The following is a 14,974-nucleotide window of genomic DNA, read 5'->3' as shown; positions in this document are numbered from 1 at the left end:
GCCGACTGCATCCACCCCGGCTATGGCTTCCTGTCCGAACGCGAGAGCTTCGCCAAGGCCTGTGCCGACGCAGGGATCGCGTTCGTCGGGCCGCCGCCGGGCGCGATCGCGGCGATGGGCGACAAGATCGAATCGAAGAAGCTGGCCAAGGAAGCCGGCGTCAACGTCGTGCCCGGCTTCGTCGGCGTGATCGAGGATACCGGACATGCCGTCCGCATCGCGGGCGAGATCGGCTATCCGGTGATGATGAAGGCATCCGCCGGCGGCGGCGGCAAGGGGATGCGCCTTGCCTGGTCCGAACAGGATGTGCGCGAGGGGTTCGAGGCGACACGGCGCGAGGGGCTGGCCAGTTTCGGCGACGACCGGGTGTTCATCGAAAAGTTCATCGAAAGCCCGCGCCACATCGAGATTCAGGTGCTGGGCGACCAGCACGGTAACATCGTCTATCTGGGCGAGCGCGAATGCTCGATCCAGCGCCGCCATCAAAAGGTGGTTGAGGAAGCGCCGTCGCCCTTCGTCACGCCCGACATGCGCCGCAAGATGGGTGAGCAGGCGGTCGGGCTGGCGCGGGCCGTGGGTTATTACAGCGCGGGCACGGTCGAGTTGATCGTGTCGGGTGCCGACACGACCGGCGAAGGCTTCTACTTCCTTGAGATGAACACCCGGCTCCAGGTCGAGCATCCGGTGACGGAGGCGGTGACGGGTCTCGATCTGGTCGAACAGATGATCCGCGTGGCGGCGGGGGAGGCGCTGGCCTTCGCGCAGGACGATGTAAAGCTGAACGGCTGGGCGATCGAAAACCGCGTCTATGCCGAAGACCCCTATCGCGGTTTCCTGCCGTCGACGGGCCGGCTGGTGCGCTACGCGCCACCCGCGGCGACCGAGACGCCTTATGGCACGGCGCCCGATTCCGGTTACGTCCGGGTCGATGACGGCGTGACCGAAGGCGGCGAAGTCAGCATGTTCTATGACCCGATGATCGCCAAGCTAGTGACATGGGCGCCCACCCGCAACGAAGCCGCCGCGCTTCAGGTTGCGGCGCTGGACCGCTTCGTGGTGGAGGGCGTGGGCAACAATGTCGATTTCCTGTCGGCGCTGATGCAGCATCCCCGCTTCCTGTCGGGCAAGCTGACCACGGGCTTCATCGCGGAGGAATATCCCGACGGCTTCACCGGCGCAGCCGCCGATGCGGACCTGAAGCGGCGGCTGGCGGCGCTGGCGGGCACGCTGTCGACCGTCATGGCCGCCCGCGCGCGGCGGATCGAGGGGCAGTTGGGCACGCCGCTCGACGCGCCGACCGGCTGGCATGTGACGCTGGGCGGCGAGGACTTCGCCGTCGAGGTTGCGGACGATGCCGCCACGATCGATATCGAGCGCGTGGCGCTCACCCATGATTTCCGCCCCGGCGCCCGGTTGGTCGAGGCGCTTGTGGATGGCGAGGCGCTGTCGGTTCAGGTCCAGCCGATCCGCGCGGGCTGGCGACTGACCGCGCGCGGGGCGGCGCATGTCGTGCGCGTGCTGCCCGCCCATGCCGCGCCGCTGGCGCGGCACATGATCGAGAAGCTGCCGCCCGATACCTCGAAGTTCCTGCTGTGCCCCATGCCGGGGCTGCTCACCCGGCTTGAGGTCAGCGCGGGCGAAAAGGTGGAGGCGGGGCAGCCCCTGGCCGTGGTGGAGGCGATGAAGATGGAAAACATACTGCGCGCCGAACGCCCCGCCACCGTCGCCAAGGTCAATTTCGCCCCCGGCGACAGCCTGAGCGTCGATGCGGCGATCCTGGAGTTCGAATAAGCGCACCGGGCGGCGATCGGGGGTTCAGTCCGGTCGCCACCCGCGCTAGGGCCGGTGGCGAAACCCGCTTGCCGGAGACTGATTGCCATGCCCGACTGGTCAAAGATCGAAGCTGCCCCGCGCGCCACGCTGACCCAATTGTTTGAAGCCGATGCCGACCGCCTGTCGTCGCTGACGCTGGACGTGTCGGGCATCCATTTCGACTGGTCCAAGACGCACCTGACCCCTGAGTTGATTGCGATGTTCGAAACGCTGGCCGGTGAAGCCGGGCTGGCGGCGAAGCGCGACGCGTTGTTCGCGGGCGAAATTGTCAATGTGACCGAAGGGCGCGCGGTCGAACATACCGCGCAGCGCGGCGAGGGCGCGGCGGAAAGCGTCGACCTGGCCCGTGCCCAGCACGCCCGGATGCGCGCGCTGATCGACGCGATCGAGGCGGAGGCGCTGGGACCGATCCAGCATGTGCTGCACATCGGCATCGGCGGATCGGCGCTGGGTCCCGACCTGCTGGTCGACGCGCTGGGCCATGACGGCGTGCGTTATGACGTGGCGATCGTGTCGAACGTCGATGGCATCGCGCTGGAAACCGCGCTGGAACAGTTCGACCCGCACGCCACGATCATCGCGGTCGCGTCCAAGACCTTCACCACCACCGAAACCATGCTGAACGCCGAAAGCGCGCTGGCATGGATGACCGAGGCCGGGGTCGAGGACCCGTATGGCCGCGTGATCGCGCTGACCGCCAGCCCGCAAAAGGCGGTGGAATGGGGCGTGGACGAAACCCGCATCCTGCCGTTCAGCGAAAGTGTTGGCGGGCGTTATTCGCTATGGTCGTCGATCGGCTTTCCCGCCGCCATGGCGCTCGGCTATGACGCGTTCGAGGAACTGCTGGAGGGTGCGGCCGAAATGGACCGCCATTTCCGCTTCACCGAACCGACGAAGAACGCGCCTGTCCTCGCCGCCTTCGCCGACCTTTATTACGCACAGGTCCGCCGCCTTTCGACACGCGCGGTCTTTGCCTATGACGAGCGGCTGCGGTTGCTTCCCGACTATCTGCAACAGCTTGAGATGGAATCGAACGGCAAGGGCGTGACGGCCGATGGTCAGCCGCTCGACCGTCCCTCGGCCCCGATCACCTGGGGCGGGGCGGGCACCGACGCGCAGCACGCGGTGTTCCAGTTGCTGCATCAGGGCACGCATGTCGTGCCGGTCGAGTTCCTGGCGGTGATCGAGGCGGGGGATGCGCTGGACGAACAGCATCATCGCCAGTTGCTGCTCAATGCCTTTGCCCAGGGGGCGGCGCTGATGACGGGGCGGGGGCATGATGATGCCGCGCGCGCCTATCCCGGCGACCGGCCGTCGTCGACGCTGCTGCTGGATACGCTGGACCCGCGCACGCTGGGCGCGCTGATCGCGTTCTACGAGCATCGGACGTTCGTGAATGCGGCGATGCTGGGCATCAACGCATTCGACCAGTTCGGTGTCGAGCTGGGCAAGGAAATGGCGAGGGCCGCCGATGCGGGCGACCAGGATCTCGACACCTCGACCGCGGCGTTGATCGAACGCGCGCTGGGTTGATCGAAATCGGCCCGCCCGCGTCAAATGACGGGGCGGGCCGATTTATCAGTTGCCGTTGACCAGCGCGTTCTGCTGCGCTTCGCTCAGGTCGTCGACATCGACGTCGGAATCGTCGATCGCGTCGGCGCGGTCCTCGGCATTCTCCTCGATCTGGTCGGCGACCATTTCGTTGGACCCGTTGGCAAGCGCGGCTTCGGCCTGTGCTTCGCCCTGTTCCTCGGCGCGTTCGGCCAGCGCATCGTCGCCATCACCGCCGCAGGCGGCGAGGGGAGCGGCGGCAAGGACCAGCAGGGCAGGGGCGATAAAGCGCTTCATTCTTTGAACTCCGTTTCTGGACCGCAACGGTCCCGATCCGCGCTCAACCGCTCACCCGCCGCCGGGGTTCCATTCACGCCTCTGTCGACACAGCCTTTGATCGCTCGGCAAAGCTCTTGCGGAGCTTCCTCAGCTTGGGCGGGATGACCGCCAGGCAATAGGGATTGCGCTGTCCTTCGCCGTCCCAATAATCCTGATGATAATCCTCCGCGAGATACCAGCGATCGGCATGTTCGATGGTAGTCACGATCGGGTTCGGCCATTCGGACGCATTGCGCGCAATCGCGGCCTTTGCCTCGGCTTCCTGCTCGCTGGAATGCGGGAAAATGGCGGAGCGATACTGGGTGCCCACGTCGTTGCCCTGGCGGTTCAACGTCGTCGGATCATGCGTGGCAAAGAAGATATCGAGCAGATCGCCATAGCCGATCGCATTGGCATCAAAGGTAACGCGAATCGCCTCCGCATGGCCGGTGTCGCCGCCACAGACCTGCTTATAGGTGGGGTTCTCAACGCTGCCGCCGATATAGACGCTTTCCACGCCGGTCACGCCGATCACGTCCTTGAACACCGCTTCGGTGCACCAGAAACAGCCACCGGCCAGCGTCGCCACTTCCTCACGCATTTCATTCATCTCCTGATTGGCACCCCAGATAGGTTCGGCGTGGCGCGAACCCAATGGGGGTGCTAGCGCGAGCGCCGAAACGGGCAGGGAGGCAGGACATGCGTGACGGTTGCGTGATGGTGACGGGCGGCGCCGGTTATATCGGCAGCCATGCGGTGCTGGCCCTGCTCGATGCGGGCTGGCGCGTGGTGGTGCTCGACAATCTGGTGACGGGCTTCGACTGGGCAGTCGATCCGCGCGCCACTTTGGTGGTCGGCGACGTGTCGGACGAGCCAAGCGTGCGGGGGGCGATTCGCGACCATGGCGTAACGGCGATCATGCATTTCGCCGGTTCGGTGGTGGTGCCCGAGTCGGTGACCAACCCGCTCAAATATTATCGCAACAACACCGCCGCCTCGCGCAGCCTGATCGAAAGCGCGGTGGCCGAAGGCGTCGGGCATTTCATCTTCAGCTCGACCGCCGCGACCTATGGCATTCCCGACAAGGTGCCGGTGCGGGAAGATGCGCCCAAATCGCCGATCAATCCCTATGGCATGTCCAAGCTGATGACCGAGGCGATGCTGGCCGATGTCGCGGCAGCGCATCCGTTCAACTATGCGGCGCTTCGTTATTTCAATGTCGCGGGCGCTGACCCGCAGGGGCGAAGCGGCCAGTCGACGGCGGGTGCCACGCACCTCATCAAGGTCGCGGTGGAGGCGGCAACGGGCAAGCGTGGCCATGTGTCGGTGTTCGGCACCGATTTCGCCACGGCTGACGGCACCGGCGTTCGCGATTATATCCATGTCAGCGATCTCGCCGCCGCGCATGTCGACGCGCTCGATCTGCTGATTGCCGACGCGACAGCCAGCCACACGTTCAACGTCGGCTATGGCCGCGGCTTTTCGGTGCTTGAAGTGCTGAACGCGGTCGATCGCGTGACCAACATGACGATCGAGCGCCGGATGGAAGGGCGCCGCGCGGGCGATCCCGATGCACTGGTCGCCGACAACGGCGCGATCTTGTCGGCGCTGCCATGGCGACCCCGCCATGACGATCTCGACGGCATCGTCCGCGACGCACTGGCATGGGAACGCCATCTGGGCGAGCGCGGCTGAACCGTCGCCCGCCGCGCCCGTTGGGACGCGGCGGGCCGATGCATCAGATCTGGAAGCGCAGCGTCGCGCGGATGTCGCGGCCGGCCAGCGGCGCGAAATCCTTGAGGAAGCTGGCGTGGCGGCGCGCCTCGACGTCGAAGATGTTGTTGGCCGACACCGTCAGGCTGGTCGCGTTGCCGGGGCCGAACGGCCGGAACGCGACTGACGCGTTGACCATCGTATAGCTGTCGGTCGGCAGTTCGAACGCGGCCACGCGGTCCTGATCGAACACATGCTCGACCTCGACCCGGCCCGACAATTGCTCGCCATCGGCGCCGATACCGCCCAGCATTCGAAGCGGCGGGATGCGCGGCGCGGGACCGACGCTGGTGATCGTCGTGCGGACATAATCGGCCAGCCCGTCGACGCTCAGCGTATAACCGCCAATGGTCGCTACATTGGCGCGCGCTTCGGCTTCAAAACCCCAGACGCGGGCATCGGCCTGGGCATATTGGAACACCGGCAGTTCGTCGATCTCCTCTCCGGTCGGGGTCTGGTAGATATAATCGTCGAACCAGTTGTAGAACGCCGCCAGCGCAAAGCTGACGCCCGGCGCGGAGCCGCGCAGCGTCGCTTCCAGTCCCCAGCTCTTTTCCTTGTCGAAACCGGGGTTGCCGATTTCGTAGGATTGCGTGCCCGCATGGGGTCCGGCAGCGAACAGCTCCTCCGCCGACGGCGCGCGCTCGGTGCGCGATCCGTTCAGGCCGAGGCGCAGATTGTCGGCCAGCTGGTAACTGGCGCCGAGCGAGGCGGAGAACGCATCGAAATCGCGCTCGGCACGCGCGACGTTCAGGTCGGCATCGGCCTGTGCGGTCAGGCTGGTGCGCTCATACCGCGCGCCGCCCTCGACCCGCAACGCGCCAAGGTCGACGCTCTGGAGCGTGAACAGGCCGATCTGTTCGGTGGTGTTGCGCGGCACGAACTTTTCCTCGCCCATCACGTCGAAGTCGCGGATGAACATCTGCACGCCGCTGGCGCCGCGCCAGCCGCCCTGATTGGCCTGCACCAGTTCCAGCCGGCCTTCATACCCCTGGTTGAAGAAGCTGGTGCCGATCTCGCCCGATTCCTCGATCTCGTCGTGGCGGTAATCGGCGGCGGCAAGGCGCAGCCGGATACGGTCGAGGAAACCGCCATCGGTTTCCACCTCGCCGCGGACGTCGAAGCGCGTCTGCTTCAGGTTCAGGCGGACATTCTCATGGCTGTGGCCCTCATGGCCTTCTTCCTCGCCATGCTCGTCATGACCTTCCTCATGGTCATGGTCATGGTCGTCGCCTTCTTCATGGGCGTATTCGATACGCCCCGGCACGCCGTAGGTGCTTTCGTAGCGACTGACCGAAAAGCCCAGATGACCGCGATCTGTCACCAGCGACAGGCCACCGGCGACTTCCCATGTTTCGGACGCCGAATTGGGCAGGCGGCCCCGCAGGGTGGCGTTCTCGCGCACTTCTTCCTCGTCACTGGCGGCGGCGATGGCGCGCAGTCCGGGGCTGAGCAGATAGCCGCCGGTCCGCAGGTCGTCGGTTCGCAGATAGCTGCCGTCGACATGCGCGACGATCATGCCCGCGATCGGCACATCCAGCTCGCCCGCGACCGAGCGTTCGTCGGCTGCCGAGCCATAGGTGCCGATCACGTCGACATGCACTGCTTCTTCGGGAATCTCGCGCGGGATGCGGTTGTCGATCACGTTGACCACGCCGCCGATCGCCGACGATCCGAACAACAGTGCCGACGGCCCGCGCAGCACCTCGATCCGGTCGGCGGTCAGCGGGTTGATGACCGGCGCGTGATCGACCGAGGTGGTCGATGCGTCGATCGAGCCGATGCCGTCGGTCAGCACGCGGATACGGTCGCCCTGAAAGCCGCGCAGCACCGGCCGCGACGAATTGGGACCGAAAGAGGTCGCGCTGACGCCGGGCTGGCGCGCCAGCGTTTCGCCGATCGTGGGGCGCAGTTCGCGCGTCAGCGCCTGACCTGTCAGAATCGAGGTTCCCGACAGGATGTCGGCCTGGGTCCGCTCGAACGGTGCCGTCACGACGATCTCGGCGCGGCCGTCACGATGGTCGAACTGCTGCGGCGCGGGTTCGGCGGCGGGCGGCGCGGGCGGCGGCGTTTCCGACGCGATGGCGGGCACGCCGGCCAGCAGGGTAGAGGCAAACAGCAAGGGACGGAGCAACATCGGGCACGTTTCCGTAAAACAAGGGAGATAGCCCTTCCTTAGCGGGACGTTATAAAGTCACAAGATACTTTTTGCAGTTGCACGTTATCGTCTCACCACGCCTTGCGGCGCTTGCGCTGTGCCCCCATTCCCTGGCGGCCGGATCGGTCTGAAACGATGTGGGAAGTTGGCGCGCCCGGAACGATTCGAACGTCCGACCCTCAGATTCGTAGTCTGATGCTCTATCCAGCTGAGCTACGGGCGCGCGGTAGGAGGGGGCCTCTAAACGGGGTTTCCGGATCGTGCAACCCCGTTGCATGGAAAAAATTGCGCGCATAGGCATTGGCCGATGATGCGCGCGCTCCTTCCCCTGATCCCGCTGCTTGGCATGGCCGGCTGTGCGACCCTGGCCGATAATGCCGGCTACCCATCCCTGTTGCCGCGCGCGATCGAGAAGCGCGGGTTCGAGACGCCGGAGCCGGCCGAACCCGATCCCGTCGCTGCCGATCCGGCGCTGGATCGCGACGTGGCGCGACTGACCGCGACGCTGGACGCGGCGCGCACCGCCTTTGCCGCTGCCGCCGATCAGGCCGAGCAACTGGCGTCGCGTACGGACGATGCCGCGCCCGGCAGCGAGGCGTGGATCGCCGCACAGGTGGCGCTCGCCGATCTCGACACGCTGCGCGGGGGCACGGCGGGTGCGCTGGCCGATATCGAGCGTCTGGCGATCGACCGGGCGGCGACGGGCAATCCGCCCTATCCCGCGCTGGAGGCGCTGCTGGCGGCCGCGCGCGCGCAGAACGAAGCCGAAATCGCACGCATCGCCCGGATCGAGGGCATGATGCGCGCGGCGTGAAAAAGGCGTCCGCTCCGTGGAGCGAACGCCCTTGTCGTCCGGCGGCGATCGTGGCTCACCCTTCGCGGGCCAGCCATTCCTCCAGCCATTTGATCGTATATTGCCCTTCCTGGAACTCGGGTTCGTCCAGCAGTGCCTGGTGCAGCGGGATCGTCGTCTTGACCCCCTCGACCACGAACTCCTCCAGCGCGCGGCGCAGGCGCATCAGGCACCCTTCGCGCGTGCGGCCATAGACGATCAGCTTGGCGATCATCGAATCATAATAAGGCGGGATGCGATACCCGGCATACAGGCCGCTATCGACGCGCACATGCATCCCGCCGGGGGCATGGAAATAACTGACGGTGCCGGGCGACGGGGCAAATGTGCGTGCGTCCTCGGCATTGATGCGGCATTCGATCGCGTGGCCGGTAAAGGTCAGTTCGTCCTGCGTCACCGACAGGCCATGCCCCTCCGCCACCCGGATCTGTTCGCGCACCAGGTCGACGCCGGTAATCATTTCCGTCACCGGGTGTTCGACCTGGAGCCGGGTGTTCATCTCGATGAAGTAGAACTCGCCATTTTCCCACAGGAACTCGATCGTGCCCGCGCCGCGATAGCCCATATCGGCCATCGCCTTGGCGCACACCGCGCCCATGCGTTCGCGGTCGGCGGCGCCCAATACGGGTGAGGGGGCTTCCTCCAGCACCTTCTGGTGGCGGCGCTGCAGCGAGCAGTCGCGCTCGCCCAGATGGATCGCGTTGCCATTGCCGTCGCCGAACACCTGGAACTCGATATGGCGCGGGTTGCCCAGATATTTCTCGATATAGACGGTGGCGTCGCCGAACGCGGCCTTGGCCTCGCTGCCCGCCTGGCTCATCAGCGTCTCAAGCTGATCCTCGGCGTTGCACACCTTCATGCCGCGCCCGCCGCCGCCTGACGCTGCCTTGATAATGACCGGGTAGCCGATGCGCGCGGCGATTTCGCGGGCGTCGGCGATGTCGCTGACCGCGCCGTCCGAACCGGGCACCAGCGGCAGGCCCAGCGCGCCCGCGGTGCGCTTTGCCTCCACCTTGTCGCCCATCACCCGGATATGTTCGGGCTTCGGCCCGACGAACAGGATGTTGTGCAGCTCGACGATCTCGGCGAACTTGGCGTTTTCGCTCAGGAAGCCATAGCCCGGATGGATGGCATCCGCGCCGGAGATTTCGGCGGCGGAAATGATGTTGGGGATGTTGAGATAGCTTTCGCCCGCGGGCGGCGGGCCGATGCAGATCGCCTCGTCGGCAAGACGCACATGCATCGCATCGGCATCGGCGGTCGAATGCACCGCCACCGTCCTGATGCCCATTTCATGGCACGCGCGGTGGATGCGAAGGGCAATCTCGCCGCGATTGGCGATCAGAAGCTTCTCGATCTTTCGCATGTTACTGCACGACCACCAGCGGCTGGTCGAATTCGACAGGCTGGCCGTTTTCGACCAGCACCGATGAAACGGTGCCGGCGGCCGGCGCGATGATCGGGTTCATGACCTTCATCGCCTCGATAATCAGCAGCGTGTCGCCGGCTGCGACCTGTTGCCCGACCGACACGAACGGCTTGGCGCCCGGCTCGGCCGCCAGATAGGCAGTGCCGACCATCGGCGACTTCACCGCATTGGCGGGCGCGGTGGGGGCCGACGCGCCGGTTTCCGCAGCAGCGGGCGCCGCCAGCGCGGTCGGGTGGGCGGGTTGCGGCGCGTAAGCCGGGGCGGCGTGCATCATCGGCGCGACGGTGACTTCGCGCGCGACACGCACCCGGCGCTCGCCATCCTCGACCTCGATTTCGGTCAGGCGCGTGTCATCCAGCACGCTCGCCAACTGGCGGACCAGTTCGATGTCGACGCGCATGTTGCGCTCATCTTCGGTTTTCTCGACCATGCGACCTGTCGTTCCCGTGAAAAAGGCGGCGCTTTAGGGCAGCCGGGCGGCGGCTTCAAGCGCGAGCAGATAGGATTGCGCGCCGAAGCCCGCGACGGTGCCATGTGCGGCCATGCCGACATAGCTTTTGTGACGAAACTCCTCTCGCCGGTGCGGGTTCGACAGATGAACCTCGATCACCGGCACGCCGATCGCCTTGATCGCGTCGAGCAGCGCGACCGATGTGTGGGTGAACGCCGCGGCGTTCAGCAGCACGGCGCGCGCGCCCTCTGCCTGCGCTTCATGCAGCCAGTCGACCAGATGCCCCTCGTGGTTCGACTGGCGAACCTCGACCTCAAGGTCCAGTTCGCGGGCGCGATCCTCCAGCATCCCGGCGATATCGTCCAGCGTGTCGGCGCCGTAAATCTCCGGCTCACGCGTGCCCAGCAGGTTCAGGTTCGGCCCGTTCAGGACATAGACGGTATCGGCCACAAGGCTGCTTTCGGTTGCGGGGGCGCAGGTGCGCGCCTAGATCGCGTTCACCTTACCCGTTCGGGTCACGCCAAGTCGAGACTCGTTCGCGCCCCATAACGACATCGAAGGACGGCGATGCACAGCGACGGCACCATAACGATCCGCGTGAATGGCGAGCACCGCCGGGTGAAGGCGGGCCTGACGATCGCCGAACTGGCGAGCGAGATGGGCCTGGTGCCCGAAAAGGTCGCGGTGGAGCGCAATCTGGAAGTCGTGCCGCGCTCGACCCTGGCCAATGTCGGGGTCGAGGATGGCGACGAGCTGGAGATCGTGCATTTCGTCGGCGGCGGCGACCATGCCGCGGATGGCGAGCACGATAGCTGGACCGTGGCGGGCCGGACCTTCCGATCGCGCCTGATCGTCGGCACCGGCAAATACAGGGATTTCGCGCAGAATGCCGCCGCCGTCGAGGCGTCGGGGGCCGAGATCGTCACGGTCGCCGTGCGCCGCGTCAACGTCAGCGATCCGAACGCGCCGATGCTGACCGACTATATCGACCCGAAAAAGGTCACCTATCTGCCCAACACCGCCGGCTGTTTCGACGCTGACAGCGCGATCCGCACGCTCAGGCTGGCGCGCGAAGCGGGCGGCTGGGATCTGGTCAAGCTGGAGGTGCTGGGGGAGGCGCGCACGCTGTATCCCAATATGCGCGAAACGCTGCGCGCGACCGAAGTGCTGGTGCGCGAGGGGTTCAAGCCGATGGTTTATTGCACCGACGACCCCATTGCCGCCAAACAGCTTGAGGAAGCCGGTGCGGTGGCAATCATGCCGCTGGGCGCGCCGATCGGGTCGGGGCTGGGCATCCAGAACGAAGTGACGATCCGCCTGATCGTCGAGGGCGCGGGCGTGCCCGTGCTGGTCGATGCGGGCGTCGGTCAGGCATCGGATGCGGCGCGCGCGATGGAGCTGGGCTGCGACGGCGTGCTGATGAACACCGCCATTGCGGAAGCGAAGGACCCGGTGCTGATGGCCCGCGCAATGAAGGGCGCGATCGCGGCCGGGCGCATGAGCTATCTGGCCGGTCGCATGGCCAAGCGGCGCTATGCCGACCCCTCCAGCCCGCTGGCCGGATTGATTTAGATTGGAACCTTACAGATTTCCGCCCGTTGATATTGGGAACGGCGACAATGTCGCTGTGAACAGATCAAATGGAGGAAAATATGGGCGAGCTGGTCGACAAGATCAAAGGCAATGTCAATGAGGCCGTCGGCAAGATGAAGCAAGGTTCGGACAATCCCGAAACCAAGGCCGAAGGCCAGGCCCAGGAAGCGAAGGGCAAGGCCCAGCAGACGGCGGGCAAGGTCAAGGGTGCGCTTGGCGACGACATCTGATCGTTACCGCATCTGACAGAAAGGGGTCGTGTACCGCACGGCCCCTTTCTTTTTGCATCAGCCGTGGCTGGCGCGAATTGCGTCGATCGTCGTGCCCGGATTGATGACCGAGATGTCGGTGCGAATATGCAGCAGGCGCACGCCGCTGCGCGCTATTGCCCGGTCCAGTGCGGGCGCGAAGGCTTCGGTCGTGTCGACCGTATCCGCCCAAGCGCCATAAGCACGCGCCAGTGCCGCAAAGTCGGGATTGCCGAGCGTCGTTGCCGATACCCGACCGGGAAACGCGCGTTCCTGATGCATTCGGATCGTGCCATAGCCGCCATTGTCGATGACCAGCACCAGCATGTCGGCGCCGTGTTGAACGGCGGTCGCCAGTTCCTGCCCGTTCATCAGGAAATCGCCGTCACCGGCAATCGCCACGACATTTCGTCCCGGATGCCGCAGCGCGGCGGCGACGGCGGCGGGGGTGCCGTAACCCATCGCGCCGCAAGTCGGCGCCAATTGGCTGCACGGCCCGGAATAGCGCCAGTAACGGTGCCACCACGCTGAAAAATTGCCCGCGCCGTTGCAGATGATGGTGTCGGCTGGCATCTGCTCACGCATCGTCGCGACACAGGGGCCAAGGTCCATCGCCACCCCCTCGCGCGGGCGCGGGTCGGACCAGTCGAGCCATTCGACATGGGCCGCCGCGCCGCTGTCGAAGCGCGGCAGGTTGGCGATGGCATCCAGCGCACGCGCGAAACTTCGCATGTCGGCGCAGATCGACAGGTCGGTGCGATAGACGCGGCCCAATTCCTCAGGATCGGGATGGACATGCACCACCGTCTGCCCCGGATGGTCGGGCGTCACCAGCGTATAGCCGTCGGTCGATGCTTCCCCCATGCGCGTGCCGACCAGCAGCAGCAGATCCGCCTCCCGCACTCGGGCAGGCAGCAGCGGGCAGGGACCGTAACCCAGGTTGCCCGCGTAAACGGGCATGTCGTTGGGCAGCGAATCCTGCTGCCGGAACGCCGCCGCCACCGGCAGGCCGATGCGCGTCGCCGCGCTGGCAAAGGCGGTGGCGGTGCCGTCGCACCAACCCGCGCCGCCGACGATCGCGACCGGGTGCTGTGCCCCGCGCAGCAGTTCGATCAGCCGTTCCATCGCTGCCGGATCGGGGGCCTGGCGCAGCTTTTCGACGCGCGGGCGGTCGGCGACCGCCACCCGATCCATCAGCATGTCCTCCGGCAGCGCCAGCACGACGGGACCGGGGCGACCGTTCATCGCGGTGGCATAGGCGCGGGCGACATATTCGGGAATGCGCGCGGCATCGTTGATCCGCGCCGCCCATTTGGCGACGGGGGCGAACATCGCCTCGAAATCAATCTCCTGAAATGCCTCCCGGTGGCGCGTGCCCCGGTCGATATCGCCGATGAACAGGATCATCGGCAGCGAGTCCTGCATGGCGACATGCACGCCGATCGCGGCGTTTGTGGCGCCCGGTCCGCGCGTGACGAATGCGATGCCGGGGCGGCCGGTCATCTTGCCGTCGGCGGAGGCCATGAAGGTCACGCCGCCTTCCTGACGGCACGTCACCACATCGATGCGCGCTTCGTCCACCAGCGCGTCGAGCACCGCGAGGAAACTTTCGCCCGGCACCTGAAACAGCCGGTCGCACCCCTGCGCCACCAGATTGTCGACCAGCACGCGGCCGCCGTTGCGAAGGGTCATCAGGCGCTCTCCAATCCCGTGTCTGCCGCGTTGTAGCGGGCGGCCATGCGACGATCCATCCCGGCGTGGCGCTGCAATCTGCGCGATTGCACGCACCGCCCCGGCTTTGTAGTCAGCGCGGCAACACGACCAGCGAGAGGCCGCCACACCCATGCAGAAGCTATACCCTGATGCCGCCGCCGCGCTCGACGGCCTGCTGCACGACGGCATGACCATCTGTGCGGGCGGATTCGGCCTGTCGGGCATTCCCGAACGGCTGATCGACGCGATCCGCGATTCGGGCGTCAAGGACCTGACCATCGCCAGCAACAATGCGGGTATCGATGGGGAGGGGCTGGGCAAGCTGCTCCGCACGCGACAGGTCAGGAAGATGATCTCGTCCTATGTGGGCGAGAATAAGGAGTTCGAGCGCCAGTTCCTGGCCGGGGAGCTGGAGGTCGAGTTCTGTCCGCAAGGGACGCTGGCCGAACGGTGTCGCGCGGGCGGGGCGGGGATTCCGGGCTTCTACACCAAGACCGGCGTCGGCACGACGGTGGCCGAGGGCAAGGAGGTCAAGGTCTTTGACGGGGAGGAATATATCCTCGAACGCGGCATCGTCGCCGACCTGTCGATCATCAAGGGCTGGAAAGCGGACGAGATGGGCAACCTGATCTTTCGAAAGACCGCGCGCAATTTCAACCAGCCGATGGCGACCGCCAGCCACATGTGCGTTGCCGAGGTGGAGGAGGTGGTGCCGGTCGGCAGCCTCGACCCCGATCATGTCCACCTGCCGGGCATCTATGTGAAGCGGATGATCGTCGGCGCGCCATATGACAAGAAGATCGAGTTCCGCACCGTGCGGGAGCGCGCGTCGGCATGACCATGCGGCTTGTCGCGGGGGTGGCGGCGCTGGCGCTGTCGGCCTGTGCGGCGACGCCGCCGGTCGAAACGGCGGGCGCCGCGCCCGATCAGCCGGGGCGGCAATATCGCTGGCTGCTGGGATCGGGGGAGGCCGCAGTGCTGTCGTCGCAGGCCCATGCCGCCATGGCCGCTTACGCTGTCGCCCATGCCGGCGGCCCCGTGGACAGCGCGGTGC

At 66.2% G+C, this 14,974-nt stretch carries 14 protein-coding genes, 1 tRNA gene and 1 pseudogene; 8 read left to right on the top strand and 8 right to left on the bottom strand.

The window, feature by feature from the left end; all coding sequences use genetic code 11:
- Together VL973_RS12190 and pgi are read left to right on the top strand one after the other, a co-directional pair.
- Positions 1-1,791 (top strand): ATP-binding protein (locus VL973_RS12190; protein WP_325284295.1); only part of this gene is annotated, 1,791 nt, incomplete at its 5' end.
- Between the two features lie 87 nt (positions 1,792-1,878).
- Positions 1,879-3,366, top strand: a complete 1,488-nt coding sequence (gene pgi, locus VL973_RS12185) for a glucose-6-phosphate isomerase (RefSeq protein ID WP_325284294.1) — start codon at positions 1,879-1,881, stop codon at positions 3,364-3,366.
- 45 nt (positions 3,367-3,411) lie between these two features.
- Here pgi and VL973_RS12180 read toward each other — a convergent pair whose 3' ends face one another.
- On the bottom strand, positions 3,412-3,681 hold the full coding sequence (locus VL973_RS12180) for a hypothetical protein (RefSeq protein ID WP_325284293.1): 270 nt from the start codon (positions 3,679-3,681) through the stop codon (positions 3,412-3,414).
- Between the two features lie 73 nt (positions 3,682-3,754).
- Positions 3,755-4,303, bottom strand: a complete 549-nt coding sequence (gene msrA, locus VL973_RS12175; RefSeq protein ID WP_325284292.1) for a peptide-methionine (S)-S-oxide reductase MsrA — start codon at positions 4,301-4,303, stop codon at positions 3,755-3,757.
- A 98-nt stretch (positions 4,304-4,401) separates the two neighbouring features.
- Between msrA and galE the strand changes: the two genes are divergently transcribed.
- Complete coding sequence (gene galE / locus VL973_RS12170; RefSeq protein WP_325284291.1) at positions 4,402-5,397, top strand: UDP-glucose 4-epimerase GalE; 996 nt, start codon at positions 4,402-4,404, stop codon at positions 5,395-5,397.
- 43 nt (positions 5,398-5,440) lie between these two features.
- Here galE and VL973_RS12165 read toward each other — a convergent pair whose 3' ends face one another.
- Entirely contained in the window at positions 5,441-7,612 is a 2,172-nt protein-coding gene (locus VL973_RS12165; protein WP_325284290.1) for a TonB-dependent receptor, read from the bottom strand.
- A gap of 167 nt (positions 7,613-7,779) precedes the next feature.
- A tRNA-Arg gene (locus tag VL973_RS12160) sits at positions 7,780-7,856 on the bottom strand.
- Between the two features lie 84 nt (positions 7,857-7,940).
- On the opposite strand from VL973_RS12160, the gene VL973_RS12155 reads away from it, so the two are divergent.
- Positions 7,941-8,447, top strand: a complete 507-nt coding sequence (locus VL973_RS12155; RefSeq protein WP_325284289.1) for a hypothetical protein — start codon at positions 7,941-7,943, stop codon at positions 8,445-8,447.
- A gap of 55 nt (positions 8,448-8,502) precedes the next feature.
- Here the strand turns inward: VL973_RS12155 and accC are convergent, their stop codons facing one another.
- The 3 genes from accC to aroQ are packed head-to-tail and all read right to left on the bottom strand — an operon-like array spanning position 8,503 to position 10,816.
- Complete coding sequence (gene accC, locus VL973_RS12150; protein ID WP_325284288.1) at positions 8,503-9,852, bottom strand: acetyl-CoA carboxylase biotin carboxylase subunit; 1,350 nt, start codon at positions 9,850-9,852, stop codon at positions 8,503-8,505.
- A gap of 1 nt (position 9,853) precedes the next feature.
- Positions 9,854-10,345 carry an acetyl-CoA carboxylase biotin carboxyl carrier protein gene (gene accB, locus VL973_RS12145; RefSeq protein WP_325284287.1) on the bottom strand — a complete coding sequence of 164 codons (492 nt, stop codon included), beginning with the start codon at positions 10,343-10,345 and terminating at the stop codon, positions 9,854-9,856.
- A gap of 33 nt (positions 10,346-10,378) precedes the next feature.
- On the bottom strand, positions 10,379-10,816 hold the full coding sequence (gene aroQ, locus VL973_RS12140) for a type II 3-dehydroquinate dehydratase (protein ID WP_325284286.1): 438 nt from the start codon (positions 10,814-10,816) through the stop codon (positions 10,379-10,381).
- A gap of 117 nt (positions 10,817-10,933) precedes the next feature.
- Here aroQ and thiS point away from each other — a divergent pair, with 117 nt between their 5' ends.
- Both thiS and VL973_RS12130 read left to right on the top strand, forming a co-directional pair.
- Positions 10,934-11,938 (top strand): sulfur carrier protein ThiS, encoded by a 1,005-nt coding sequence (thiS, locus tag VL973_RS12135; RefSeq protein ID WP_325284285.1) that lies wholly within the window; start codon positions 10,934-10,936, stop codon positions 11,936-11,938.
- Between the two features lie 80 nt (positions 11,939-12,018).
- On the top strand, positions 12,019-12,189 hold the full coding sequence (locus VL973_RS12130; RefSeq protein WP_325284284.1) for a CsbD family protein: 171 nt from the start codon (positions 12,019-12,021) through the stop codon (positions 12,187-12,189).
- Between the two features lie 57 nt (positions 12,190-12,246).
- On the opposite strand, the gene VL973_RS12125 is transcribed toward VL973_RS12130, so the two are convergent.
- On the bottom strand, positions 12,247-13,899 hold the full coding sequence (locus VL973_RS12125; RefSeq protein ID WP_325284283.1) for a thiamine pyrophosphate-binding protein: 1,653 nt from the start codon (positions 13,897-13,899) through the stop codon (positions 12,247-12,249).
- Positions 13,900-14,050: 151 nt separating this feature from the next.
- On the opposite strand from VL973_RS12125, the gene VL973_RS12120 reads away from it, so the two are divergent.
- Positions 14,051-14,758, top strand: a complete 708-nt coding sequence (locus VL973_RS12120) for a CoA transferase subunit A (RefSeq protein ID WP_325284282.1) — start codon at positions 14,051-14,053, stop codon at positions 14,756-14,758.
- Positions 14,755-14,974: pseudogene (locus VL973_RS12115) on the top strand (hypothetical protein); the annotation flags it as partial. The gene VL973_RS12120 and the pseudogene VL973_RS12115, both read left to right, overlap by 4 nt.

The sequence above is a fragment of the Sphingomonas sp. genome (genome assembly GCF_035490575.1).
Taxonomy (GTDB): Bacteria; Pseudomonadota; Alphaproteobacteria; order Sphingomonadales; family Sphingomonadaceae; genus Sphingomonas.
Note: the sequence above shows the minus strand (reverse complement) of the source record. Positions and strands in the feature narration are given on the sequence as shown.